24 protein-coding genes and 1 tRNA gene are annotated in these 23,735 nt (G+C 71.2%); 12 read left to right on the top strand and 13 right to left on the bottom strand.

All coding sequences use genetic code 11. From position 1 onward, the window contains the following. From QSK10_RS08320 to QSK10_RS08310, 3 genes are read right to left on the bottom strand one after another with little or no spacing between them, the layout of a single operon-like run. Entirely contained in the window at window positions 1–981 is a 981-nt protein-coding gene (locus QSK10_RS08320) for an endonuclease/exonuclease/phosphatase family protein (protein ID WP_285662029.1), read from the bottom strand. A gap of 57 nt (window positions 982–1,038) precedes the next feature. Next, complete coding sequence (locus QSK10_RS08315; protein ID WP_285662028.1) at window positions 1,039–1,383, bottom strand: hypothetical protein; 345 nt, start codon at window positions 1,381–1,383, stop codon at window positions 1,039–1,041. After that, a complete protein-coding gene (locus tag QSK10_RS08310; protein WP_285662027.1) occupies window positions 1,370–1,591 on the bottom strand; it encodes a hypothetical protein in 222 nt (73 codons plus the stop codon). Before QSK10_RS08310 ends, QSK10_RS08315 begins: the two co-directional genes overlap by 14 nt. Before the next feature lie 228 nt (window positions 1,592–1,819). Between QSK10_RS08310 and QSK10_RS08305 the strand changes: the two genes are divergently transcribed. Together QSK10_RS08305 and QSK10_RS08300 are read left to right on the top strand one after the other, a co-directional pair. After that, window positions 1,820–2,215 carry a DUF4234 domain-containing protein gene (locus QSK10_RS08305; RefSeq protein ID WP_285662026.1) on the top strand — a complete coding sequence of 132 codons (396 nt, stop codon included), beginning with the start codon at window positions 1,820–1,822 and terminating at the stop codon, window positions 2,213–2,215. 113 nt (window positions 2,216–2,328) lie between these two features. Further along, on the top strand, window positions 2,329–4,131 hold the full coding sequence (locus tag QSK10_RS08300; RefSeq protein ID WP_285662025.1) for an outer membrane protein assembly factor BamB family protein: 1,803 nt from the start codon (window positions 2,329–2,331) through the stop codon (window positions 4,129–4,131). 305 nt (window positions 4,132–4,436) lie between these two features. On the opposite strand, the gene QSK10_RS08295 is transcribed toward QSK10_RS08300, so the two are convergent. The 3 genes from QSK10_RS08295 to QSK10_RS08285 form a co-directional block, all read right to left on the bottom strand. After that, entirely contained in the window at window positions 4,437–5,882 is a 1,446-nt protein-coding gene (locus QSK10_RS08295; RefSeq protein WP_285662024.1) for a hypothetical protein, read from the bottom strand. Window positions 5,883–6,065: 183 nt separating this feature from the next. Then, the gene (locus QSK10_RS08290; protein WP_285662023.1) at window positions 6,066–7,571 is read right to left on the bottom strand and encodes a hypothetical protein; all 1,506 of its coding nucleotides are present in this window, start codon (window positions 7,569–7,571) and stop codon (window positions 6,066–6,068) included. A gap of 59 nt (window positions 7,572–7,630) precedes the next feature. Further along, complete coding sequence (locus QSK10_RS08285; RefSeq protein ID WP_285662022.1) at window positions 7,631–9,136, bottom strand: LPXTG cell wall anchor domain-containing protein; 1,506 nt, start codon at window positions 9,134–9,136, stop codon at window positions 7,631–7,633. A gap of 557 nt (window positions 9,137–9,693) precedes the next feature. Here QSK10_RS08285 and QSK10_RS08280 point away from each other — a divergent pair. Both QSK10_RS08280 and QSK10_RS08275 read left to right on the top strand, forming a co-directional pair. Further along, entirely contained in the window at window positions 9,694–10,029 is a 336-nt protein-coding gene (locus QSK10_RS08280; RefSeq protein ID WP_285662021.1) for a PadR family transcriptional regulator, read from the top strand. Further along, window positions 10,026–10,982: a hypothetical protein gene (locus QSK10_RS08275; protein WP_285662020.1), complete on the top strand. Its 957-nt coding sequence runs from the start codon at window positions 10,026–10,028 to the stop codon at window positions 10,980–10,982. The genes QSK10_RS08280 and QSK10_RS08275 overlap by 4 nt, the downstream gene beginning before the upstream one ends. On the opposite strand, the gene paaE is transcribed toward QSK10_RS08275, so the two are convergent. The 7 genes from paaE to QSK10_RS08240 all read right to left on the bottom strand — a co-directional run bounded on the left by paaE (window position 10,970) and on the right by QSK10_RS08240 (window position 16,608). Next, window positions 10,970–12,079, bottom strand: a complete 1,110-nt coding sequence (gene paaE / locus QSK10_RS08270; protein ID WP_285662019.1) for a 1,2-phenylacetyl-CoA epoxidase subunit PaaE — start codon at window positions 12,077–12,079, stop codon at window positions 10,970–10,972. The genes QSK10_RS08275 and paaE overlap by 13 nt on opposite strands. After that, complete coding sequence (gene paaD / locus QSK10_RS08265; RefSeq protein WP_285662018.1) at window positions 12,080–12,544, bottom strand: 1,2-phenylacetyl-CoA epoxidase subunit PaaD; 465 nt, start codon at window positions 12,542–12,544, stop codon at window positions 12,080–12,082. Next, window positions 12,541–13,260 carry a 1,2-phenylacetyl-CoA epoxidase subunit PaaC gene (gene paaC / locus QSK10_RS08260; protein ID WP_285662017.1) on the bottom strand — a complete coding sequence of 240 codons (720 nt, stop codon included), beginning with the start codon at window positions 13,258–13,260 and terminating at the stop codon, window positions 12,541–12,543. The genes paaD and paaC overlap by 4 nt, the downstream gene beginning before the upstream one ends. Then, window positions 13,257–13,535: a 1,2-phenylacetyl-CoA epoxidase subunit PaaB gene (paaB, locus tag QSK10_RS08255; protein WP_285662016.1), complete on the bottom strand. Its 279-nt coding sequence runs from the start codon at window positions 13,533–13,535 to the stop codon at window positions 13,257–13,259. Before paaB ends, paaC begins: the two co-directional genes overlap by 4 nt. Next, window positions 13,532–14,566, bottom strand: coding sequence for a 1,2-phenylacetyl-CoA epoxidase subunit PaaA (gene paaA, locus QSK10_RS08250; RefSeq protein WP_432705300.1), 1,035 nt, complete (start codon window positions 14,564–14,566; stop codon window positions 13,532–13,534). The genes paaB and paaA overlap by 4 nt, the downstream gene beginning before the upstream one ends. Before the next feature lie 705 nt (window positions 14,567–15,271). After that, complete coding sequence (locus QSK10_RS08245) at window positions 15,272–15,472, bottom strand: hypothetical protein (RefSeq protein WP_285662015.1); 201 nt, start codon at window positions 15,470–15,472, stop codon at window positions 15,272–15,274. A 287-nt stretch (window positions 15,473–15,759) separates the two neighbouring features. After that, a complete protein-coding gene (locus tag QSK10_RS08240; RefSeq protein WP_285662014.1) occupies window positions 15,760–16,608 on the bottom strand; it encodes a menaquinone biosynthetic enzyme MqnA/MqnD family protein in 849 nt (282 codons plus the stop codon). 534 nt (window positions 16,609–17,142) lie between these two features. Here QSK10_RS08240 and QSK10_RS08235 point away from each other — a divergent pair. The 8 genes from QSK10_RS08235 (at window position 17,143) to rplJ (ending at window position 23,711) form a co-directional block, all read left to right on the top strand. Continuing rightward, the gene (locus tag QSK10_RS08235; protein ID WP_285662013.1) at window positions 17,143–17,424 is read left to right on the top strand and encodes a holin; all 282 of its coding nucleotides are present in this window, start codon (window positions 17,143–17,145) and stop codon (window positions 17,422–17,424) included. A 687-nt stretch (window positions 17,425–18,111) separates the two neighbouring features. Next, window positions 18,112–18,184: transfer RNA gene (locus QSK10_RS08230), tRNA-Trp, on the top strand. A 51-nt stretch (window positions 18,185–18,235) separates the two neighbouring features. Then, window positions 18,236–18,622, top strand: coding sequence for a preprotein translocase subunit SecE (secE, locus tag QSK10_RS08225; RefSeq protein WP_285662012.1), 387 nt, complete (start codon window positions 18,236–18,238; stop codon window positions 18,620–18,622). 56 nt (window positions 18,623–18,678) lie between these two features. Further along, the gene (gene nusG, locus QSK10_RS08220; RefSeq protein WP_432705320.1) at window positions 18,679–19,362 is read left to right on the top strand and encodes a transcription termination/antitermination protein NusG; all 684 of its coding nucleotides are present in this window, start codon (window positions 18,679–18,681) and stop codon (window positions 19,360–19,362) included. A gap of 115 nt (window positions 19,363–19,477) precedes the next feature. Then, window positions 19,478–19,909, top strand: a complete 432-nt coding sequence (gene rplK, locus QSK10_RS08215; protein ID WP_285662010.1) for a 50S ribosomal protein L11 — start codon at window positions 19,478–19,480, stop codon at window positions 19,907–19,909. Between the two features lie 71 nt (window positions 19,910–19,980). Then, window positions 19,981–20,688, top strand: a complete 708-nt coding sequence (gene rplA, locus QSK10_RS08210; protein WP_285662009.1) for a 50S ribosomal protein L1 — start codon at window positions 19,981–19,983, stop codon at window positions 20,686–20,688. Between the two features lie 1,129 nt (window positions 20,689–21,817). After that, complete coding sequence (locus QSK10_RS08205) at window positions 21,818–22,936, top strand: S8 family serine peptidase (RefSeq protein WP_285662008.1); 1,119 nt, start codon at window positions 21,818–21,820, stop codon at window positions 22,934–22,936. A 235-nt stretch (window positions 22,937–23,171) separates the two neighbouring features. Continuing rightward, window positions 23,172–23,711: a 50S ribosomal protein L10 gene (gene rplJ / locus QSK10_RS08200; protein WP_285662007.1), complete on the top strand. Its 540-nt coding sequence runs from the start codon at window positions 23,172–23,174 to the stop codon at window positions 23,709–23,711. Window positions 23,712–23,735: the final 24 nt, after the last annotated feature.

Below are 23,735 nucleotides of genomic sequence, written 5' to 3'. Positions count from 1 at the left end.
CTATTGTCCCGGGAGCCGCAGCACCGCGAAGACCGGGAGGTGGTCGGTGCCCGGCGGATCACCGAAGTCCACCGACTCCACCGCCACCCGCTCATCGACGAAGACGTGATCCAGAGCCACGCGCGGGGCGAGCGCCAGCAGGCCCGAACGGCCCTTCCACGTCCCGCGCAGCGCCATCCCGACCTCATCGGCGGCGTCGTTGAAACCGCGGTCGAGGACCTCCCGCAACGCCGCGTGATCCAGCGTCGCGTTGAAATCGCCCGCGATGATCCGCGTACTCCCACCCGACGCGCTCGGCAGCGACTCCAGATCCTTCAGCCACCGGCGCAGCTCCGTGGCCGCCCACGGCGCCGCCGGATGCGCCGCCAGCAACTCCACCGGCGCGGTACCCGGAACGGTGATCGTCACCCCCGTCATCGCGAACGTCGCCGGGAACTCCAGGACGGTGTTGCGCGCCAGCGGATACCGCGAGTAGACCCCCGTGCCCTCCGACTCCACCCCCGGCGTCACCCGGACCTCCCGGTAGGGCAGCAGCGCGCCGATACCGGCCGCGTCCAGCCGCGCCACGGCCTCCACCGACAGCTCCTGCACGCTCAGCACGTCCACACCGCGCTCGCCGACCATCTCGACGACCTTCCCCGCGTCGGCCTGCCCGATCCACAGGTTCAGCGTCATGACCGTCAGGCGCGGCCCGGTGGCCTCCGGCTGCGAGTCGGGGAACGCGCGCGGGACGACCAGGGAGGCCAGCACCAGCGGCGCGATGAGCCCGGCCAGCGCCAGCCGCCACTTGCGCAGGACCGCCGCCGCGATCGGCGGCACGAGCGCCAGCAGCGTCAGGTACGGGGTGTAGGCGACCAGCGTCCGCAGCGGCCAGGTCCGCTCCAGGCCGGTCAGCCGCATGAGGGCGAACAGGGCGGCGGCGACCGTCGCGGTGATCACCAGTGCGAGCGCGATGCGGCGGACGAGGGTCTTCTGGGGCACGCGGGAACTCCATCTGTCAGATAACGCACCCTAGACGCCCCTGGACCGGCGCGGGGTTCAGGAGAGGCGATCCAGGTAACGCCCGTAGGCGGTGATGACGGGCGGCAGCAGCGCCTCGGTCTCCCGCTTGAGGGCCGTGCGCGCGTCCTCCTGGGCGAGGCGGATCGCCTCGGCGACCTCGGCGCCCTCGCGTGCGGCGCCGCCCAGGTCGAGGTCGATGACGCGGCCCTCCAGGTTCACCGTGACCGTCACCGGGCCGTGGTGGCGGCGCAGTTCGCGCGTGGCGGCCAGCTCGGCGCACCTGTCCGGGAAGTCCATGAGCGCGTCGAAGGCCGCGTCGGCCATCTCCTGCGCCCGCGGGTCGGTCAGTTCCACGTCGAGCACTCCGTCACCGTCGTCCATCTCGCCCTTCCGTCCGGTCCCACAGCCGCGCCAGTTCCGCCTCGTCGTATCCGGCGAGCACCGCCTCGGCGAGGTGCCTCGGCGAGCGCCCCTCGGCGTCCGGGAGGAAGACCACGGCGCGCACGAAGCCCCCCGCGTCGACGGTCACCTCGGCGATCCGGGCGGGATCGCGTCCGGTGTGACCGGGCCTCGGGCGGGGCGGGCTCATGGCACTAGTGACGCATGGACGAGGCCGCGAGGTTGCCCGTTCGGCGGCTTCGGGGTGCAAGATCGCCTGGTCCGATCGTCCACATTCGGTCGTACGAAGGTGCCGAGCGGTGACGGGAACGTGAGTATCGGTCCACTTTGTCCAGCGAAGACGCCTGGAACCGTTTGCCGCGCTGTCTTAATGTGTCCCAGCCCACTGCAATACCTGCTCTTTCGAGAGGAACCCCTCATGACCCACCCGCCGCAGAGCAACCCCGGTGCCCAGGCGGTCGTCCTCGGCAAGACCCGGAGCCCGTTCGGTGTCTGGCTGCTGACGCTCGTCACGCTCGGGATCTACGGCATCGTCTGGCACTACAAGGTCAACAAGGAGGTGAAGGAGTTCGCCCGCCTGGAGGTCTCCCCGGGTCTCGCCGTGCTGGCGCTCTTCGGCTCCTGCCTCGTGGTGCCGCCCATCATGACCCTGGTCAACACCGGCTCGCGCATCGCGAAGGCCGAGGAGGCCGCCGGTCTCCAGGAGCGCGCCTCCGGTGGTGTCGGCTTCCTGCTGGCCATCATCGGCGGTTTCCACTCGGTGTACTACCAGGCGCACCTGAACAAGGTGTGGGCCCGCTACGGCCAGCAGTAGCACGCCCCTGCGACGCGCCCCCGCGCCTCCATTGTGGAGGGCGGGGGTTTTTCTCGGCCCGGGATGACGGGTTTCTGCCCGAAAACCATCGATGTTTCCGGTAATAGATAGGAGTGGACTCTCCCCAGAGCGGCGTTCCCACGAGCGGTGTTCCAAAGAGCGGTGTTGCGCGCAGCAGCGTCGACTGGGTCCGCTCGCTGACCAGGACGGCCGCGATCCTCACGGGTGGCGCGGCCCTGGTGTCCTGCGCGGTGATCCTCGGGTTCGCGGTGTTCGGCGAGCCGGGGGCCGACGATCCGTCCGCGACCTGGCTGGCGGTCTCGCTGGTGGCGATGTACCTGCTGATCGGCGTCGCCCTGTCGGTCACGGTCACCAATCCGGGCCGTCCCGCGCTGATCTCGGCGGCGGCGCTGACCGGCGGATCGCTGATCCTGTGCGCGATCACCGTGGCCACGATGCCCGATCCCGGGCACGGCCACTGGATCTCCCACCGCCAGTCCCTGGGCGCCTTCGCCTTCGGCATGGCCGCCTTCGGGGGCGCGCTGCTGATGCTGGCCGAGTGGGTCGTGCGGACCGGGCCCGGCGACACTCCGCCGGTGAGCCTGGTGGTGCGCGTGTGCGTCCTGTCGGTGGCGTTCGTGGCGGTCGTCGCCGCGGCGGGCACTTCGGCGGCGCACGAGCTGGCCGAGTCGGCCAACACCGAGGCGACCACGACGGCCTCGGCGGTGCCGGTGGCCGACCTGTCCGACTTCGAGCACCTCAACTCCGCCTATCCCGGCGGCGGCGCGGTCGGCACGCCCTTCGGGCTGCTCATCACCTCGCCCGACACCCTCGCGGTGACCGCCTACGACGCCGGTTCGGGCAGGAAGCGCTGGGAGCACGTGCGGCACAACCGGACCTTCGCGCAGCCGCCGATGACCTCGGCCGACGGGCGCGTGGTCGCCCTCGTCGGCGACCGGCGCGACGCCCCGTCGGGCACCTCGGCGATCCTGCTGGACACCGCCACCGGCCGCATGTTCGCCGACCGCCGCTACACCGGCGAGGAGGGCAGGGTCCTGGCCGTCACCGACCAGGCCCTGCTGATCCAGCCGGAGAAGGCCCTCGGCACCGTCGAGGCCTTCGCCTACGGCGGCGCCCACCTGTGGACCTACACCGCCCCCGAGCGCTGCCTCGTGCGCGTCGTGGAGCAGGCCGGGCCGCGCCTGGCGGCGGCCATGAACTGCGCCGCCGACGACGTCAGCGCCGACAAGCCGCGCGTGGCCGCGATCGACGCGCAGTCCGGTGCGGGCCTGTGGGAGTGGCAGGGGCCGGTGGTCGGCGAGATCGAGCCCGGCTCGCTGACCGTGGCCGGTGAGCGCGTCATCGCCGACGTGCGGCAGGACGTCTCCGACAGCGAGGGCCTGTTCGCCGCGCGCGTCTTCCGGCACGACCTCACCGCCCTCAACTCCGCCGACGGGGCCGAGCTGTGGCGGCGCGAGGGACTCGACCTCGGCAGCACCTACGCCGTCTCCTGCGCCGGGACCCTGCAGGTCGGCGGCGAGGACCTCGTCCTCGGCGAATGCCACCACGCGACCCTCGGCGGGCAGGCCACCTTCGACGTGGTCGCCTTCGCCCTCGCCGACGGCGCCGACGCCTGGCACGCCGCCGCGCCCCTCGGCTTCACCCCCGGCGACGGGGCCGACCCGGCGGGCTGGTTCGCCGCGCTGCCCGACGGGCGCGTCCTCATGGTCACCGACGCCTCCAGCGACGTCACCCGGCCCGAGTGCGGGCTGTTCGTGGCCGCCGGTGGCGAGGTCGACGAACTGAAGGCCGACGACGGCATCACCGACGCCGGATGGTGCCGGGGCGCGCGCCTCCAGGCCACGCCGAACGCGGTCTCGGTGAGCTTCCCGGGGAAGGTCTTCTCGGTGCGTTAGCCGTGGGCTGTCGGGCCGCGGCTCTTGGCCGCCGCGGCCCTCTCCCCGTCTCCACCCCGCTGCAGGGCCCGGTCAAGCCGTTTCGCTCCGGTGGGCGTGTCTCCGGTGCGGCAGGCCCGCGCTGGCGGTGGTCCGGCGCACGCGCCAGTGGGCACGGCGCGTACACGGATCTCACGTCAAGCCGATCTCGCCGGTTGCGCCGATGCGCGGGGTTATCCGATCGTTACGAACCCCCCGGCCGCGGCCGGGGGTTCGGTGGTCTTCGCGGTGGCCGCCCCCGCGGGGGGCGGGGGCGGCCGGCCGGATCAGCGCCGGCGGGTCAGCGCGAGGGCGGCGCCCCCGGACACGACCAGCACGGCGGCGAACCCGGCGGTGACGGGCAGCGACACGCCGGTCTTGGCGAGCGGCCCGGTGCCGGTGAAGGTGGCGGCGAGTTCGACGCGGTCGTTGGCCTTGTCGGCGTCACCGTGGAAGAAGGGCGCGCCCTCCTCCCGGTCCCAGCCGATCAGCGCCGCCGAGCCCTTGGCGCCGGTGACCGATTGGTCGAGCTTGACCTTGACGGTGACCTTGACCGACTTCCCGGCGTCCAGTTCGAGCGCGTTCTGCGGCCAGACCTTGCACATGCCCTTCAGGGCGGGGTCGGGCGAGTAGGCGATCGGTTCGCAGTTCTTGGCGGTGACGCCCTTGGGGAGCGTGTAGGCCACGCCCGCCACGGCCGGGCCGTCGTCGGTGGTGATCTTCACCGGGCCGGTGTTGGCGATGGTGAAGGTCAGGTCGGCCTCGGTCCCGGCCTTGCCGGTGATCGCGGTGGCGGTGAGCGCGAGGTCGTCCTTGCGCTGGCCGCTCAGCCTGATCAGGACCGAGCTGTAGTTGTACTTGCCGGCCGGCGCGGTGCTCGTGGTGGTGAGGGTGAGCGCGGGGCCGCTGCCGGGCTCCCAGGCCATGCGGTCGCCGCGCTTGTACGGCTCCCACGAGTAGCTCATCTTCACGTCGCCGGTTGTACCGGCCGCGACGGCCAGCTCCAGGGGCGAGGTCAGCTTGTAGGACTTGCCCGCCGCGAGCGGGGTCTCGAAGAAGCACGCGTAGTCGAAGTCGTCACCGCGCGCCTGACGGCGGCAGTTGGACGGCAGGGACGTCGGCGTGACCGTGTTCTTCAGCGTGAACCGGAGGGCCGCGTTGCGGACCTCGTTGCTTCCGCCGTTGCGGACGCTCAGGGGCACCGGAACCTTGCCACCGGCGCTGCCCTGGACCTCCCCGGCGACGTCGGTGTAGAGGCTGCCGTTGTCGGCGACGGTGAGGTACTGCTCGGTCTCGGCGGGGTCGGAGGCGTCGCTGGTCATCCGCCAGGTGAGCTTCCGGGAAGCCGGGACGGCGTCGTCGGCGACACTGAAGCCCACGTTGCCCAGTTCGACCTTCTCGGGTTCGGCCGCGGTGAACGTGTGGGTGAACGTGCAGGTGTACACCGTCCCGGCGCCGGTGCAGCCGGGGCCGTCGACGACGACCTTGCCACCGAAGGCGGCGACGTCGACGGTGAAGGCGAAGTTCACGGTGGCCGCGAAGCGCTCCTTGCGCACGACGGACACGGGCCGGGCGGCTCCGCCGCCGACCTGGACCTTGACCTCGCTCGGCACCTCCGGGGTGAGCGAGTACTTCTCCGCGGCCGATGCCGGTGACGCCACCAGCGTGCCGCCCAGTGCCAGCGCGCCCAGGGCGATCAGGCCCCGGGTGATTGCGCGGACCGGTGAGTTCATAGGGGGGTTCTCCTCATCTCATCGGGTCCGAGACTCCCCACAGGGCCTGCGGCGGAAGCCGCTCGCGCTAAAGTGCCCTGGAGGGATGTTTCGGACATGGGACTCCCTTTTCATGGGGACCGCGAGGTCCCCGGGCCGGTCCGTCTCGGCCAGGAGGCGGACCGGTCACTCAGGGCGCCTGTGTCAGGCGCGTCGGCGGCGCGCGAGCACGAGTGCCGCGCCTCCCGCCGTCACCAGCAGCCCGGCCGTCCCCGCGGCGGCGGGCATGGACAGCCCGGTCTTGGCGAGGGGGCCGGTGGCGCTGCCCTTGCCGGTGATCTCGGGCTTGAGGACGACTGAGTCGTTGGCCGCGTTCTCATCACTCCATGTACGGATGTTGCTGCCCTCGAAGTCGCGGTTGTAGAACGTGGCCTTCGCCGAGGCGCCCGCGACGGCCTTCTCGACGGTGTAGACGACCGTCCACGCCATCGTCTGCCCGGGACGCAGGACGTAGACCTCGTTCTGTATCCCGCAGAGCCCCTTGAGCGGCTGGTCGACCGAGCCGAAGAGGTCGATCAGTGAGCAGTCGGCGGCCTTCAGGCCCGCCGGGACGCCGTAGGCGAGACCGGCGGCGACCGTCGAGGCCGTCTGGTTGATGATCGCGGTCTTGCCGACGTTGGTCGCGGTGAACGTGACGGTGATCTTGTCGCCGACCTTGCCCTTGATCGGGGTGGCGGAGATCGCCAGGTCGCGGTGTTCCTGCCCGCTCATCGCCACATTGAGGTTGCCTCCGGCGCTGGTCGAGGTCGGCGCGCCGTCGGTGGGGACCAGGGTCAGCGCCGGGCCGTCGCCCTGCTCTCCGGCCGCCGCGAGCTTCGCGGTGTCGCTCGGCAGCCAGGTGTAGCCGAAGTAGTAGGAGGCGAACTCGCCGGTGACGGGGGTGTCGGCGCCGACCTTCACCGCGACCGGCGAGCTCAGCCTGTACGCCTTGCCCGCGGTGACGGTGGTGTCGAAGTAGCAGTCGACGTAGACCCTGTGGTCGCGCCCGTTGACCTGGTAGCGGCAGTTCGACGGCCGCGTCACCGGGTCGAAGGTGAGCGGGAGGGCGTAGCGGAGCGAGGGGTTGCGGACGTCGGTGCCGCCCGCGTTGCGCATCCGGTCCGGGAACGTGATGGTGTCGCCGGCCTTCGCCGAGAGCTTGCGGTCGCCGTCGCCGTACAGGGTGCCCTTGTCGGCGATCACGATCTCCTGGCTGATCTCGGCCGGGTCGGACCGGTCGGTGGTCAGCTTCCAGGTGACGTCCCTGTTGGCGGGGACGGCGTCCTCGGTGGCGGTGAACATGAGGCCGGTCATCCGGATCCTGGTGGGTCCGGGCGCGGCGAACTTCACCGCCTTGACGCAGGTGTAGACCGTCCCGGCGCCGGTGCAGCCGTTGCCCTTGAGGGTGAGTTTGCCGCCGAAGGCCGCCAGGTCCACCGTGATCTTCGCGTTGACCGTGGCGTTGACCGACTTCGGCGCGATGACGACCGAGAGGGACTGTTCCTCGTAGGTCGTCGTGCCCCGCTGGAAGTAGACGTCGCTGATCTCGGGCTTGAGGTCGAGTTTGTCGGCCGCCGAGGCGGCGGGGGTGAGCGTGAGGACGCCCGCGGCCAGCGCGGTCACCCCCAGCAGGGAGCGCACGAGGGCGCGCCCGAGGAGTCTCTGGGACATGGGATCTCTCTTCCAAAGAGCCGGTGCGCCCCGGCCAGGGGACGCACCGGCGGTTCGATCTATGCGAGGCCGCGGGCGCGACGGCGGCGCCCGAACAGGAGCGCGCCGCCTCCGGTGAGCATCAGGACACCGGCCACCCCCGCGATGGCGGGTGCCGAGACCCCGGTCTTGGCCAGCGGCCCGCCACCGGCGATCTCCGGCTTGAGCGTGATGTGGTGGTTGCCGTTGTCGGCGTCGGTGCGGACGTAGGTCTCCTCCGCCTCGGAGTCCTCCGAGAAGATGGTCGCGGTGGCGCTGGCGCCCGGCACGGCCTTCTCGACGGTGAAGGTGGCCGTGAAGGTCATCTTCTCCCCGGCCCGCAGGTGGTAGACGTCGCCGCGCAGGATGTGCAGGCCGCGCAGCTCCTTGGGGACGCGCTGGTCGTCGGCGCCGAACTGCGCCTTGACGTCGGTCTTGAGACCGGCGGGGACTCCGAAGGCGACGTTGGCCAGGACCGCGCGCTGCTCGTGCGCGCTGACCATGACCGGCCCGACGTTGGTGATGGTGAAGGTGACCTTGATCTTGTCGCCGACCTTGCCCTTGATGGGCGTGGCGGTCAGCGCCAGGTCGAAGCGGTCGGTGCCGCTCATCTTCGTCTGGAGCGCGCCGTCCGGCTTGGTGGAGGTGGGCGCCTTGTCGGCGGGGACGAGGGTGAGGGCGGGGCCGTCGCCCTTCGTCCAGCCGTTGCCGCCCGCCGCTCGCGTCGACCACTCGTAGCCGAGGTGGTAGGTGCTCCACGGGCCGGTCACGGGGGTGTCGGCGGCGATCGTCATCTCGAAGGCCCGGTTCGGCCGGTAGGCCTTCCCGGCTTTCGCGGTCATGTCGAAGGCGCAGGAGACCTCGTAGTACTCCTCGTAGCCCTGCCCGACGAGACGCCGGTTGCAGTTCGAGGGCCAGGAGGCCGGTTCGAAGGTGAGCGGGACGGTGAAGTTGACGACGGGCGAGCGGACGTCGCCGGTGCTGCCGTTGCGCATGGTGAACGGCATCGCGACCTTGTCGCCGCGCTTGGCGTCGACGGAGCGGTCACCGTCCCCGAACAGCTTCGTCTCCTCGCGGACGCCGATGCCCTGGGCGTACTCGGCCGGGTCGGACTTGTCGCTGGTCAGCCGCCAGGTGACGCGGGCGCCCGGCGCGGTGGCGCCGGGGGCGGCGGTGAAGGTGATCTTGCTGAGCGGGACGCGGTAGCCGGCCGGGTCGGTGTCGCTCAGCTGGAGCGTCTTGGCGCAGGTGAAGACCGTGCCCTCGGTGGTGCAGCCGTCGCCTTTGAGGGTGACCTTCCCGGCCAGGGCGGCCAGGTCGACGGTGGCCTTGACGGCGACGGTGGCGTTCACCGGTTTCGGCGTGCGGACCCACAGGTCCTGCGTGGCGCTCGTCCCGGCGGTGACCATGACGTCGTAGATGTCGGGCACCAGGACCAGCTTCTCGTCCGCCGAGGCGGCGGGGGACAGGGTGAGCATCCCCGCCGCGAGCGCGGTCGCGCCCAGTAGGGAACGCACGAGGGTGCGCTGAAGGAATCTTTCGGACATGGAACTCCTCTTGTTTCGGCCGGTCCGCCTCGGCCAGGAGGCGGATGGCTCTTGGGGTCAGGCGCGGCGGCGGCCGAGCGCGGGGGCGGTCACGCCGAGCGGAGCGCGCGCGGGGGCGCGCCCGAGGGGTCTTCCGGACATGGGACTTCCTTTCCGTGTCGCCGTCGTGGCGACTTCGGGCCGGTCCGCCTCGGCCAGGAGGCGGACCGGTCACTGCACCTCTTCGAACCGCACCTCGTAGAACCCGGCACGGACGACCGGGAACCGGGCCCTTGGGGAGGGACGCCGTCACGCGCTGGTTCTCGTTCGGCCGTGTGCGCTTAACACGCCGTTGCCCGGGCGCGAGGTTGCATTTCTTCATGGTTTGCGTGGAGATATTCCCCGCAGTCCATTCACGCGGTTCGATGACGTGTCGGTGACAAGACGCGGAAGCGGGCTCCGGGGTTGGGGGTGATCGCAAAACTTTTCGCCGAAGTCCCGGATCCGCCGCACCGATGCGTCCACTGTGGATATATCTATGTGGACGATATACCTTCGCGTCCGATACATTGCCGGGCATGACCACCCCGCTCCGGGAACCCGCGTTCCTGATCCTCACCGCCCTGGCCGGCGGCCCACTGCACGGCTACGGCCTCATCAGCGAGGTCGCCGAACTCTCCGCCGGGCGCCTCACCCTGCGTCCCGGGACCCTCTACGGCGCGCTCGACCGCCTCACCGAGGACGGCCACGTCGCCCCCGACCACGAAGAGATCGTCGACGGGCGGCTGAGGCGCTACTACCGCCTCACCGACGAGGGCGCGGCCCTGCTGGCGGCCGAGGCGGCGCGGCTGCGCGCCAACGCCGAGGCGGCCGCGACCCGCCTGCGGATGCGGCTCGCGGGAGGCACGGCGTGAGCCTGGAGAGGAAGTACCGGCGGCTCCTGCGCGCCTACCCGTCCGCTTGGCGCGCCGAACGCGCCGACGAGATGACCGCGACCTACCTCGATCTCGCCGGTGACCGCGTGACGCCCAGCCTCGCCGACCGGTGGGACGTGTGGCGGGGGGCGGCGCGGTACCGCGCCGCCCACGGCGGGCGGTTCTTCGCGGGCGCTCGCGCGTCCGCAGACGTCGCCCTCACCCTCCTGGCCGCGCTCGCCGCCTACTACTTCACCGCCTTCGGGCTCCGCGGGGAGGCCCACTGGTACCCGGCGAGCATCTCCGACGGCAAGGTCCTGGAGTGGGCCTGGTGGGAGCCGCCGCCCGGCATCGGGCCCTTCGCCGACTTCAGCGGCATCACCTGCGCGGTGTGGCTGCTGGCCGCCGTCGCCGCGCTCGCGCCCGCGCGCTGGACCCGGGCCGCGGTGCTCGCCGCGCTGGGCGTGACCCTCGTCCAGGTCGCGATGAGCGACGCCGGGGGCATGCCGCTGATCGAGGCCGGGCTCACGGGCGTGTTCGTCGTCCCGGGGCTGATCGCCCTGGCCGTGGGGAAGCGGCGCGGCCTCGCCCGCCGCCTGCTCCCGCTGGTGGCGACGCTGCCCGGGATCGTCTGGGGGCTCGGCGTGCGCGAGGTCATCGACTGGGGTCTGCCCGAGGTCGGCACCACGATCATCGGGCAGCTCGTCGGCATCGCCGCCGTGGCCCTGTGCGTGATCGCCTACCAGCGGGCCGGTGTGTGGCCGGTGGTGCTGCTCGCGCCGGTGGTCGCCGCGCTGTTGCTCGCCGAGGCGCGCGTCGGTCCCGAATACATCGACTTCGACTCCACCATGGCCACCCTCGTCGCGCTGCTGGTGGTCGCGGTGACCGTGCCGGTGGCGGTGCTGCTGACGGCCGTGCTCTCGCGCGGCCCCCGTCCGCCTCAGAAGTCGTAGTCCACGACCAGCTCGTCGCTCACCGGCTCCGCCTGGCAGGTCAGCACGTACCCGGCCGCCAGGTCGGCGTCGGTGAGCGCGTAGTTGCGCGCCAGCCGCACCTCACCCGTCACGACTTTCGCCTGGCACGTCGCGCACACCCCGCCCTTGCAGGCGAAGGGCAGCTCCGGCCGCACCTTCAGCGCGGCGTCCAGGACCCGCTCGTCACGGCGCATCGTGAAGCTCGACTCGCGCCCGTCCAGCAGGATCGTCACCTCGGCGGTGCCCTCCGCGCGCGCCTCCTGCTCGGGGGTGCGCGGGATCTCCTCGGCGAAGAACAGCTCGTGGTGGACCGCCGACTCCGGCACACCCCGCTCGGCGAGGGCCTTCTGCGCGCCGGTGACCATCCCGAACGGCCCGCACAGGAACCACTCCTCGACCTCGGCGGACGCGTCGAAGGCGGCCAGCAGCCGCGGCAGCCGCTCGTCGTCGATGCGGCCCGACATCAGCTCGGCGCCCGGCTCGCGGGACAGCACGTGCACGATCTGCAACCGCGCCGGGTAGCGGTCCTTCAGGTCGGCCAGCTCGTCGGCGAACATCACCGTGCGCGCCGCCTTGTTCCCGAACAGCACCAGGAAGGTGCTCTCCGGCTCGGTCTCCAGGGCCGCCGCGACCAGCGACAGCACCGGGGTGATCCCCGAACCGGCCACCACCGCCCCGTAGCGGCGGGCGCGGCCCGCGTCCAGCTTCGTCGTGAAATGCCCCAGCGGCGGCAGGACCTCCACCGCGTGCCCCTCGGCGAGCTCGCCGAGGGCGTAGGCGGAGAACAGCCCGTTGGGGACGCCTTTGACGCCGATGCGCAGCAGGCCCTCGCGGGCCAGCAGCGACGGCGGCGAGCAGATCGAGTACGAGCGGCGGACATCGTCCTGGCCGACCGGGAGCTTCACCGTCAGGTGCTGCCCCGGCTCGAAGGCGAAGGCCGCGCGCAGCCGCGGCGGCACCGCGAAGGTGATCCGCACCGCCTCGTCGGTCAGCCGCTCCACCTCGGCGACGGGCAGCCGGTGGAAGCCGGGGCGCCGCTTGGCGGGGACGGAGAGGCTGATCCTGGGCTCGCTCATCTACAGCACCTTCACGTGGTCGAACGGCTCGGCGCAGCCACGGCAGCGCCACAGCGACTTGCAGGCGGTGGACCCGAAGCGGGAGATCTCCTCGACCTCGGGCGAGCCGCAGCGCGGGCACACCGGCGTCCGCTGGAGCAGCGGCAGGCTGCGCGGCGGGGGAGGGGCGGTGCCGGCGGCGGCGAGTTTGGCGCGTCCCTCGTCGGTGATCCAGTCGGTCGTCCACGCCGGTGACAGGACCGTGCGCACCTCGACGTCGGGGTAGCCCGCGGCGGTGAGGGAGCGGGCGATGTCGGCGCGGATGGCGTCCATCGCCGGGCAGCCGGAGTAGGTGGGGGTGATCGTGACCCGCACCGTCCCGTCGGCCTCCTCCTCGACCTCGCGCAGGACGCCGAGGTCGGCGATCGTCACGACCCGCAGCTCCGGGTCCACGACCCGGGCCGCGGCCGCGAACGCCGTCGTCACCAGGACGCCCCGGGGTGCGCCCGGTGCAGCGACTGCATCTCGGCGAGCAGGTAGCCCATGTGCTCGGTGTGGACGCCCTTGCGCCCGCCGGTGGGGCGGAAGCGGCCGTCCTCCGGGCGGTCGAGGGTCGCCTCGGCCAGCACCGGCTCGACCGCCGCCAGCCACGCCTCACGCAGGTGGGGGCGGTCCTCGAACAGCTCGAACGTGTAGGGCCACAGCCGGTCCACCGCGGCCTGCGCGCGCCGGTGCGACTCGTCGGTGCCGTCGCCCAGCCGCAGCGTCCACATGATGGCGTGGTCGACGTGGTAGGCGACCTCCTTGGACGCCTTGCCCGCGATCGCCGCGAGGCGCTCGTCGGGACCGGCGGCCAGTTCCGCGTACAGCTCGCGCTGGTAGGCGGCGAAGAACAGCATCCGGACCAGGGCGTCGGCGAAGTCGCCGCGCGGCAGTTCGGTCAGCTGCGCGTTGCGGAACTCGCGTTCGCCGCGCAGGTAGGCCAGGGCGTCCTCGTCGCGCCCGGCCCCTTCAAGGCCGGCCCTTTCAAGATCAGCGGCGTAGGACAGCAGCATCCGCGCCTGGCCGAGGAGGTCGAGGGCGATGTTGGCCAGCGCGACGTCCTCCTCCAGTTCGGGGGCGCGCGTGGTCCACTCGGCGAGCCGCTGCGCGGCGATGAGCGCGTCATCGCCGAGGGCGAGGAGCTCGTCCACCGTCGTCATATGTGCTCGGCCCCCTCGGGCACCTCGTAGAACGTGGGGTGGCGGTAGATCTTGTCGGCGGCCGGGGCGAAGAACGCGTCGCGCTCCTCGGGGCTGGACGCGCTGATCGCGGTGGCCGGGACCACCCAGATCGAGACGCCCTCCTCGCGGCGCGTGTACAGGTCGCGCGCGTTCCGCAGGGCCTGCTCGGCGTCGGCGGCGTGCAGCGAACCGACGTGCTGGTGGTTCAGACCGCGCCTCGGGCGGACGAAGACCTCCCAGAGGGGCCAGCTCATACCGTCGCTCCTTCTCGCTTCTTCGCGTACGCCGTGGCCGCCTCGCGCACCCACGCGCCGTCCTCCCAAGCGGCGCGGCGGTGCTCGATGCGCTGCCGGTTGCACGGGCCGTCGCCCTTGATGACGGTGAACAGCTCGTCGTAGTCGGGCTGCGTGTAGGCCCAGTGCCCGTCCTCGCCGAGGCGCAGGTCCGGGTCGGGCAGACTCAGGCCGAGCACCTCGGCCTGCTGCACGGTCATGTCCACGAACTTCTGCCGCAGCTCGTCATTGCTGAAGCGCTTGATCTTCCACGCCATCGACTGCGCGGAGTGCGTGGAGTCGGTGTCCGGCGGCCCGAACATCGCCAGCGACGGATACCACCACCGGTCGATGGCGTCCTGCGCCATCGCCTTCTGCTCCGGCGAGCCGTTGGCCAGCACGTGCAGGATCTCGTAGCCCTGCCGCTGGTGGAAGGACTCCTCCTTGCACACGCGGATCATCGCCCGCGCGTAGGGCCCGTACGAGCACCGGCACAGCGGCACCTGGTTCACGATGGCCGCGCCGTCCACCAGCCACCCGATCGCGCCGACATCGGCCCAGGTCAGGGTGGGGTAGTTGAAGATCGAGCTGTACTTCTGGCGTCCGTCGAGGAGCATCTCGTACAGGTCGGCGCGGTCGACGCCGAGCGTCTCGGCCGCCGCGTACAGGTACAGGCCGTGGCCCGCCTCGTCCTGGACCTTCGCCAGCAGGATCGCCTTCCGCTTCAGCGAAGGCGCCCGGCTGATCCAGTTGCCCTCCGGCTGCATGCCGATGATCTCGGAGTGCGCGTGCTGCGCGATCTGCCGGATGAGGGACTTCCGGTACGCCTCGGGCATCTCGTCCCGCGGCTCGATCTTGCCGTCGGCGGCGATCACCGCGCCGAAATAGTCGTCGGCACCACCCTCGGTGCCGTCTCCACCCAGGCCACGCCCGGTCAGATCCCGCTCCGCGGCGGCCACCTCATCGAGCAGCCGGGCATGGCCGGGCTGCTCGGGGATGTCGTTGCCGTACACGAGCCAAGTGTTACAGGTACGGGACGGATGAGCAAGGGTGTGTCACATCGGCGTGGTGCGGGGTGGGGTGGTGTGGGGTGGGGTGTGGGGGTGTGTGACGCCACTGGAGGACCGTGCCACGGCGGTGCACGCCGGGACCTCACCCCGCGCCGGTGGCCCGCGAGCCCGCGGTTCGCCGCGTCCGCACGGCGCGCCGGACGGGATCGGCGGATGGCCCGGGACGGCACACCGCCCTGCCCTCGTGGGTGCCGATCGGTGCCCTGCGCGGGCTGTCGCGGTGTCGGCATGCCGTGCCGGAGTGACAAACCCGGCCGGGCCGGTGCCGCACCCGTCGTCCTCAGCCGGGTGCTCGCCGAAAGGCGGCCGTGTGCCCCACCCCGGGCTCGCGTCACCCGCGCGAGGCACGCTCGGCGGGCGAAGTCGTGTCGCCTCGTGCCGCCACATGCCGTCTCGGATGCTCCGGCTCGTCGAGGCCGTTCGCCCGGTCCGATAGGGGCGCTCACCACTCGGTCTCGACGCAGGTCGGGCGGTCGCCGGTGAGCGCACTCGCCCGGGCCACCCACGAACCAGCTCACGGCATCTCTGTACGCCATTCCCTGTACGCCGTACAGCACGGATCCGGCCGTCCCCGAACCTCACGGCCCCCCACTGCACGACCTCAGCGAACCGGCGAGTCCCGCATCCCCGCGGCAACCCCCGTCCGCGCTACTCCTCGTCGCGCCCGCGGGTGCGCGAGCGCACCCAGAGCGTCAGCCCGCCGGCCGCGATGCCGACGACCGCCGCGACGACCGCGTTCCCGGCGGTCACGCTGGTGGGAGCGCCGTCGGCGGCGTAGGCGGCGCCGCCGATCAGGGCGCCCAGAAGACCGATCGCCGCCGCCGCAAGTGCGCCTCTGCGCCACCCCATGCGCTTCTCTCCTCGGATCCCCGGAAACCGCTCTATAAGGCCCTACATCGAGAAGACGCCCATTCGCGGTTTACGGCTGCGTATGTCCGGAAGTCTTTACCGGATCGTGATGCCCCGTTCAATGGCCGAGGCCTCCCCCGTGGGCGACCAGCGCAAGCCACGGGGAAGGCCTTCTGGTGACCTCACGCCCCCGGGCGCGCCGGGGATGCGGCCCTGAGCCACTCGTGACGCGATCGTGATCTTGCCGCGACCCGGGGCCCGAGCCCGAAGCCTCAGCTCCCGAACTTTCAGCTTCCGAAGAACTCCGGCCCCTCCGCCGGCAGCGCCGGGACGGTGCCCAGCCGGTGGGCGCGCGCGGCGAACTCGCGCAGCCCGGCCACCTGCCGCGCGCCGAGCGAGAAGTCCAGGACGCGGAAGTAGCCCGCGAGGGTCTCCGCCGAGAACGGCTCCCAGCGGGCCGCCGACTCCGCGACGGTGTCCAGCTCGGCCAGGCACAGCTCGCGGGACCGCAGGAACGCCTCGTGCACGTCCTTGACCATCCCGGGGTGCGTGACGGCGAAGTCGCGGCGGGCCGCCCACACCGCGAAGACCATCGGCAGGCCGCTCCACTCGCGCCAGGCCGCGCCCAGGTCGGTGACCATGAGGCCCTTGGACGGGGCCTCGTACATCGCGCGGAGGGCCACGTCGCCGATGAGCACGGCGGCGTCGGTCTCGGCGAGCATCGCGTCGAGGTCGGGGGCCATGCGCACGAACTCCGGCCGCGCCTCGTAGCGCTCGTCCAGCAGCATCCGCGCCAGCATCACCCCGGTGCGCGAGGTCGAGCCGAGGGCGACCTTCTTGCCGTCCAGGGTCTCCAAGGGCGCCCGGTGGACGATGTTGACCGACAGGACGGGCCCGTCGCTGCCGACGGCCAGGTCGGGCAGCAGCAGCAGGTCGTCGGCGTTGCGCAGGTACTCCACCAGGCTGATCGGGCCGATGTCGAGATCGCCGCGGACGAGCGCGTCGTTCAGCGCGTCGGGATCGGCCTTGGTGAGCTCGACGTCGAGGAGCGCGCCCGAACGCATCAGACCCCAGTAGATGGGGAGGCAGTTCAGGAACTGGATGTGCCCGACGCGGGGCCGGCGGCGAACGCTCATGACGCCAGACGCTACGCCGGAAAGGCTGGACGCGACCTGTGAGGTCCGGATTCGGCGCGGAATGATCACGATCGGATGACGGCCGCAACCCGCTTTCCGGCAAGCGCGTGCCAGATGTGCCCGTGTCGCCGCGTGCCCCGCGTGCGGCCGCCGTGACGCGCCTCCGTCACGGCGGCCGGAACCGATCTCCGGCCGTCCTCCGAAGCGGCGCCTCTCAAGCGGGCGCTCGCAAAGGGCGCCACCCGAAGCGGTGCCCGCCCGGAAACGCGATCGGACGGATTCCCTCTTGATTCCGCGTCTGATCGAGAGCCATTGCTTCCGGACATTCGCCGCCCACTCGAAAGTGCCTCCCGAAACCGGCCGCCGAACCGCCACCGCGACCGCCCGGCACCCTCGACCACACCGTCCACAAGGGCGAAACCCTCTGCGCATTCGTTGTCCCGCAAGGGAAAGAGGCATAGTGGAAGTAGTCGCACAATTGCCTGGCACCCGGCCGGCCGGGTCGGGAGCCCGAGGCTCGAAGGGGGAGCCGCCATGTGGACCTGGAATTTCTGGAAACAAACCCTCGAACGCGCCATCAAAACCGCCGCGCAGGTCGCCGCCGCGCTGCTCGGCGTCGCGGGCATGGGCATCCTCGACGTCAACTGGAAGTCGATCGGCAGCATCGTCGCGCTGGCCGTACTGGCCTCCCTGCTGACGAGCATCGCCACGTCGGGGATCGGGCAGACGGACTCTCCCAGTGCCGTCGCCGTCAACCCCACACCCCTCGCCCCCGCCGTCGCTGACGCGGCACCCGCGCCCGCTCCGGCCGACTGACCTTCCGCCCATCGCCCCCTCGCCGCGCCCCGGACTCCCCACCTCGGAGGACGGGGCGCGGCCCACTTCCGGCGGCGCCCGGCGAACCCGAACCCCTTTCGCCGTAATTGAATACGGACTGTCACGACGCGCTGGATATGCGCCGAAGGCCCGGGGAGGCGGTGCGCTCATGGCGCGCGGCGAGTAGGCTCGTCTTGTTTCCACAACGGGCACGTGGAGACACCATGGCCACGGCGTCTCGTGACCGGTATGGGCATACCGAGTCTTGCCGTGGCAGCCTCGCCGAAGGTGTGCAAGGGCAATGCATGACCAACCTTCGGCGAGGCCCCTATCTTTTCGGGCACAGGGCTTTTCGGGCACGCGGCCTTTCGGGTGCGCGGTGCCACCACGGCCCGGTGTCCCGGGCCCGGTGATCCTGACAGGACACCTTCCCGTCGCGACAGCCATTTGTGCTCGCGGCCGGTGTCCGGGTCCGCATCCAGGACGCCGTGTCGCGGGTCACCCGTGACGTCCGGCACGTGCCCCGCCGACCCCCTGGTTGCCCCCTCCGGGGCCACCCCGTACACTGGGCGATCGGAGCGGCTCGACCGTCTCCTCGTGATGCGCAAGTTCCGGATCCGATCCGGGCTCTTCATATGTGGAGTGTGCGATATCCCGGGGATGCGGTAGGTTGCTTCCGGAACACCAAGGGGTGTGGCGCAATTGGTAGCGCAGCGGTCTCCAAAACCGCAGGTTGCAGGTTCGAGTCCTGTCGCCCCTGCTGCCGAAGGCACACCGGCATGGCCGGACGACTGCGAGCAGGAGACGCGACGTGGCCGACAAGGACCGCCGGGGTGACGATGAGGCTGAAAAGACCGAGGCCGTAAAGGGCGACTCGGGCAAGAAGGATGCTGGATCGGTCAAGAAGGACGAGAAGTCCCTCGCCAAGGCCGATGGCACGGCCAAGAAGAGCGAGCCCACGAAGAAGTCCTCGGAGACCGAGGGCGGGCAAGGGCGGGGGCCCCTGCGGTTCTTCCGTGAGGTCGTCGAGCAGCTTCGGAAGGTCATTCGGCCCAGCCGCAAGGAAATGCTCACCTACACGCTCGTGGTGCTGGTGTTCGTCAGCGTCATGGTCGCGCTGATCTACGGCATCGACCTCGGCTTCACCAAGCTGGTCCAGCTGACCTTCGGCTCGAAGGACGCCGTAACCGGTCAGTGACCGCAGTTTGAGAAGAGAGAGCAAGCGTGCCTGAGAACAACGAGACCGCAGAGACCCTGGCCGAAGAGGTCGAGGTCGACGAGGTCGACGAGACTCCCGCCGCCGTGGAGGAGACTCCCGCTGTCGTGGAGGACGCCGTCGACCCGGTCGAGGAGCTTAGGCAGGCGCTCCGCTTCGCGCCCGGCGACTGGTACGTCGTGCACTCCTACGCCGGGTACGAGAACAAGGTCAAGACCAACCTGGAGAGCCGCATCACGTCCCTCGACATGGAAGAGGAGATCTTCCAGGTCGAGGTGCCGACGCAGCAGGTCGTCGAGATCAAGAACGGCAAGCGCTCCCACGTCCAGGCGAAGGTCTTCCCGGGCTACATCCTCGTCCGCATGGACCTGACGCCGGAGTCCTACTCCGCGGTGCGGAACACCCCCGGCGTGACCGGGTTCGTGGGCGCCACCGACCGCGTCGACCGGCCCACGCCGCTGACCCTCGACGAGGTCCTGAAGTGGCTGGCCCCGACCGTGGACGAGGGCAAGAGCGAGGGCGGTTCGTCCCGCGCGACCGAGGTCAAGGTCCTCGACTTCGAGGTCGGCGACTCGGTCACCGTCACCGACGGTGCCTTCGCCTCGCTGCCGGCCACGATCAACGAGATCAACGTCGACCAGCAGAAGCTGAAGGTCCTCGTCTCCATCTTCGGACGTGAGACGCCGGTCGAACTCAACTTCAACCAGGTCAGCAAGATCTGAGTTCCGCTCACGCGCTACTCTTGCGAATTGTCCTCCGGCATGGACCGGACGGATCGTCAAAAATCCCAGGACCGGGCCGTGAGCGCGTGCGCGCGCGGCCCTGAAGGAAGTAGTAATGCCTCCGAAGAAGAAGCTTGTCACCACGTTCAAGCTGGAGCTGACCGCCGGTCAGGCCACCCCGGCCCCCCCGGTGGGTCCCGCGCTGGGTCAGCACGGCGTGAACATCATGGAGTTCTGCAAGGCGTACAACGCGGCCACCGAGGCCAACCGCGGTGAGATCGTCCCCGCCGAGATCAGCGTTTACGAGGACCGCTCGTTCACGTTCGCTCTGAAGACCCCCCCGGCCGCCCGGCTGCTGCTGAAGGCCGCGGGCGTCGACAAGGGCTCCGGCGAGCCGCACCGCGTCAAGGTCGCCACCGTCACCAAGGCGCAGATCCGTGAGATCGCCGAGCGCAAGCTCCCCGACCTCAACGCGACCGACCTGGACATGGCCGACCGCATCATCGCCGGCACCGCCCGGTCGATGGGCATCACCGTCGCCGAGTAAGCAGACTCCAGTCCCACCCGTGGCAGGGCGATGCGCTCGTCCCGACCACACCATCCTTGAGGAGGATGTCCATGCAGCGCAGCAAGACTTATCGCAAGGCCACCGAGCAGGTCGACAAGACCAAGCTCTACGGTCCCCTGGAGGCCGCCACCCTGGCCAAGGAGACCACGGTCACGAAGTTCGACGCCACGGTCGAGGTGTCCATGCGCCTCGGTGTCGACCCCCGCAAGGCCGACCAGATGGTCCGCGGCACCGTCAGCCTGCCCCACGGCACCGGCAAGACCGTCCGCGTCATCGTCTTCGCCACCGGTGAGAAGGCCGAAGCCGCCCTCGCCGCCGGCGCCGACGAGGTCGGCAGCGACGACCTGATCAAGCGCATCCAGGACGGCTGGCTCGAATTCGACGCCGCCATCGCCACCCCCGACCAGATGGCCAAGGTCGGCCGTATCGCGCGGATCCTGGGCCCGCGCGGTCTCATGCCGAACCCGAAGACCGGCACGGTCACCGTGGACGTGGCGAAGGCCGTCACCGAGATCAAGGGCGGCAAGATCGCCTTCCGCGTGGACAAGCACGCGAACCTGCACCTGATCATCGGCAAGACCAGCTTCAGCCCCGAGCAGCTCGCGGACAACTACGCGGCCGCCGTCGAAGAGGTCTCCCGCCTCAAGCCGTCCTCGGCCAAGGGCAAGTACCTCAAGAAGGTCACCATCAGCACCACCATGGGCCCCGGCATCCCGGTCGACCCGAACAAGATCCGTGAGACGGCGGACGCGGCGTAACGCCGTAACCCACTCGCAGACTTGGGGCCGCGCCTTCGGGCGCGGCCCTTTTGCGTGGGCGGGGGGTTTTGGAAGAACACACGCTGGTTCGCAGTGCCGTGCCCGTGGTGGCGGGGAGGTGGGCGGCCGGTGGCCTGACGGGCGGGTGGGGTGGGGGACCGGCTCGGTGAGTTCGCGGTCGGGTGGGACGTGTGCCATCGGTGACGTCGGCGCTGCCCCACTACGTGCCAGCCACCACGTCACAGGCGACACGGGAGTTGCCCGCCCACAGGCGAGAACCGCCGCTGACCGTTCGGGCGGCGGAGTGGGCCATCGGCCCGGTGAGTGTGCCGTCCGCTGGGACGTGTGCCGCCGGTGACTTCGGCCCCTGCCCCCACCATGTGCCAGCCGCCGCGTCTCACGGGCGACGCGGAGTGGCCTGCTCGCAGGCGAGAACCACCACCCCACCGCTTGAGCGGCAGGGTGGGCCACCGACTCGGCGGGCACCTCGCGAAACGCGTGCGCCGTGCGCCCGTTCTCGCCATTCGCCCCGGCCACGCTCGGCGCACGGCTCGGGCGGGTGGCCCGCCCCGCGCGGCGCCACGGCGGTGACTCGGCGTCGGCAACCCGGTTCCCGGCCGGCATGCGCCCAGGCGAATGCCATCAACGCGGCGTGGTTTCAGCGCGCGGCAGCCGCACCCCCTGTCCCACTCGGACATCCCCCACACCTCGCCGCGCGAGAGCGGCCGGGTGGCAATTCGGGCGCGGCGGCGTAACCCGCAAGATGGCGGTATGACGATCTGGATCCGCGCCCACCATGAAGACGAGGGCCTGTGGCTCTACTTCGAAGCCGATGAGGACGGCCGCGTGACCCGCCAGATCGAGCTCCGGGTCGATGACTCACGGCCCGTGGCAGCGGCTTCGCTCGACGAGGTGCTGCATCTGCGCGATCACGCCGATCTCGCGGCGATGCGGGAGTACGAGTCGCGTTACGGCGTCCTGGCCGAGGCCCCCGTCGACGGGTGGCGCGAGGAGCCCTCGGTGGCCGAGATCCCGGCGGCGGAGTTCGAGCATCACTGGATCCAAGCGCGACAGTCCCTCCCCGGTGCGCACCCACACCGTCCTCGCCTCGCCGGGTTACCGTGTCGTGGTGACGCCGACCCGGTTCCGTGCAGCGGTTCTGACGCTCGCCATGGGTTTCGGTGTGGCCGTCCTCCCCGCTCCGGTCGCCGCGGAGGACACCGGGCCGGATTCCGCGCAGTGGTACCTCGACGCGGTCGGCGCCGATCGGGCGCAGCGGTTGGTGAAGGGCGACGGGGTGACCGTCGCGGTCGTCGACACGGGCGTGGACGCCGGGCATCCGGATCTGCTCGGGCGGGTGCTGCCGGGGGCGACGGTGACCACGGGCGGGGACGTCGACGTGAAGCAGCCGGGCAGCCGGGACCTCGACGGGCACGGGACGGCGATGGCGGGGCTGATCGCGGGGCAGGGGGAGCCGCTGGGTGTGGCACCGCACGCGAAGATCCTGCCGGTGCGGGTGCTGCGGCGGGAGGACGGGGCGCTCGACCCGGATCACGTGTACGCGGGGGTGCGGTGGGCGATCGACGCGGGTGCGCAGGTGGTGAGCCTGTCGCTGTCGGGGCGGCCGACGGAGGACGCTCCGTGGAAGAGCGAGCTGATCGCCCACGCGATCGAGCACGACGTGGTTCTGGTCGCCGCCGCGGGTAACCGCGCGACGGGGGATGTGCGGGTGGGGGAGCCGGCCGCGATTCCGGGGGTCGTGGCGGTCTCGGGGCTGGGACGCGACGGGAGCGTGTGGGACGGCTCGGTCACCGGGGGCGCGGTCGTGCTGAGCGCGCCCGCCGAGGACCTGCCGCACCTGAGCGCCGGGGGCGGCTGGCGGACGGAGTCGGGCACCTCGGGCGCGGCGGCGATCGTGGCGGGGGTGGCGGCGCTGATCCGTTCGCGCTACTGGGATTCCGGCGCGTCCGGGGTGGTCAACCGGCTGATCCGGACCGCGCACGACCAGGGCAGCCCGGGGCGGGACCCGGGATTCGGCTACGGTTCGGTGGACGCCTACGAGGCGCTCACCGCGGCCGTCGCGCCGGTCGGGCGCTACCCGCTGGAGGTCGCCGAGTCGCCACCGGCGGCGCTGACGGCCCGTCCGCGGCGGGTGTGGCCGGGCTGGTGGGCGGTGGGCGTGGGCGCCGCGCTGCTGGTGGGAGTGGCGTGGGTCGCATGGCGCGGGGGTGCCCGTCGGGGCAGGTAGAAGGCTTCGTGTTAGAGTTGCCGACGTTCCACGTAACCCGAAGACCGCCGGTCGGCGCGTTCAACCGAACGCCCCTAAGGCGTCGTGAGAGATCACGACGGACCCGCGCAGGGAGACGCAAGTGTGTGCCGGCCCCCGGGCCGATGGTCACCCCGTGCGCTCCGCTGCGCCGGGGTTTTTCGTTTCTCACGCGCCGCCTCCGACGGGATTCATCTAGCGTCCCGAGAGGAGGAACATGACGGACAAGCCAGTTCGTGAGGACAAGGCGACCGCGGTCGCCGAGATCGTCGAGCAGTTCAAGGGCTCGACGGCGGCGGTCATCACCGAATACCGCGGCCTCAAGGTCTCCCAGCTCACCGGACTTCGCCGCTCGCTTGGTGCTGGCGCCTCTTACCGGGTCGCCAAGAACACCCTGGCCAAGCGCGCCGCGGCCGAGGCCGGTCTGGAGGGTCTCGACGACCTTTTCACCGGCCCGACCGCTTTGGCGTTCGCCACCGGTGACCCGGTGGAAGCCGCCAAGGGCCTCAAGGAATTCGCCAAGGCGAACCCGAACTTGATCATCAAGGGCGGGTTCATGGACGGCAAGGCGCTCAGCGCGGCCGAGGTCGAGCGTATCGCCGACCTTGAGTCCCGCGAGGTGCTGCTCGCCAAGCTGGCCGGTGCCATGAAGGGCAACCTCACCAAGGCCGCCGGTCTCTTCCAGGCCCCCCTGTCGCAGGTCGCGCGCCTCGCCGCCGCGCTCCGCGACAAGCAGGAGGGCAACGGGGGCGAGTAGTTCCCGTGGGGCTTCACGGCCCCG

The sequence above is a fragment of the Actinorhabdospora filicis genome (assembly GCF_030269765.1).
GTDB classification, from domain to species: Bacteria; Actinomycetota; Actinomycetes; order Mycobacteriales; family Micromonosporaceae; genus Actinorhabdospora; species Actinorhabdospora filicis.
The sequence above is the reverse complement of the archived record's forward strand: the minus strand, read 5'-3'. Positions and strand labels throughout refer to the sequence as shown.

What these genes read in the sequence shown, in the direction of transcription:
- QSK10_RS08310 (WP_285662027.1), bottom strand. Translation starts at nt 1,591, where the DNA reads ATGAGCCCGCCCCGCCCGAGGCCCGGTCACACCGGACGCGATCCCGCC.
- QSK10_RS08295 (WP_285662024.1), bottom strand. Translation starts at nt 5,882, where the DNA reads ATGAACTCACCGGTCCGCGCAATCACCCGGGGCCTGATCGCCCTGGGC.
- QSK10_RS08315 (WP_285662028.1), bottom strand. Translation starts at nt 1,383, where the DNA reads ATGGACGACGGTGACGGAGTGCTCGACGTGGAACTGACCGACCCGCGG.
- QSK10_RS08240 (WP_285662014.1), bottom strand. Translation starts at nt 16,608, where the DNA reads ATGAGCGTTCGCCGCCGGCCCCGCGTCGGGCACATCCAGTTCCTGAAC.
- paaC (WP_285662017.1), bottom strand. Translation starts at nt 13,260, where the DNA reads ATGACGACGGTGGACGAGCTCCTCGCCCTCGGCGATGACGCGCTCATC.
- paaB (WP_285662016.1), bottom strand. Translation starts at nt 13,535, where the DNA reads ATGAGCTGGCCCCTCTGGGAGGTCTTCGTCCGCCCGAGGCGCGGTCTG.
- QSK10_RS08290 (WP_285662023.1), bottom strand. Translation starts at nt 7,571, where the DNA reads ATGTCCCAGAGACTCCTCGGGCGCGCCCTCGTGCGCTCCCTGCTGGGG.
- QSK10_RS08285 (WP_285662022.1), bottom strand. Translation starts at nt 9,136, where the DNA reads ATGTCCGAAAGATTCCTTCAGCGCACCCTCGTGCGTTCCCTACTGGGC.
- paaE (WP_285662019.1), bottom strand. Translation starts at nt 12,079, where the DNA reads ATGAGCGAGCCCAGGATCAGCCTCTCCGTCCCCGCCAAGCGGCGCCCC.
- rplJ (WP_285662007.1), top strand. Translation starts at nt 23,172, where the DNA reads ATGACGGACAAGCCAGTTCGTGAGGACAAGGCGACCGCGGTCGCCGAG.
- QSK10_RS08305 (WP_285662026.1), top strand. Translation starts at nt 1,820, where the DNA reads ATGACCCACCCGCCGCAGAGCAACCCCGGTGCCCAGGCGGTCGTCCTC.
- rplA (WP_285662009.1), top strand. Translation starts at nt 19,981, where the DNA reads ATGCAGCGCAGCAAGACTTATCGCAAGGCCACCGAGCAGGTCGACAAG.
- QSK10_RS08245 (WP_285662015.1), bottom strand. Translation starts at nt 15,472, where the DNA reads ATGGGGTGGCGCAGAGGCGCACTTGCGGCGGCGGCGATCGGTCTTCTG.
- QSK10_RS08280 (WP_285662021.1), top strand. Translation starts at nt 9,694, where the DNA reads ATGACCACCCCGCTCCGGGAACCCGCGTTCCTGATCCTCACCGCCCTG.
- QSK10_RS08235 (WP_285662013.1), top strand. Translation starts at nt 17,143, where the DNA reads ATGTGGACCTGGAATTTCTGGAAACAAACCCTCGAACGCGCCATCAAA.
- rplK (WP_285662010.1), top strand. Translation starts at nt 19,478, where the DNA reads ATGCCTCCGAAGAAGAAGCTTGTCACCACGTTCAAGCTGGAGCTGACC.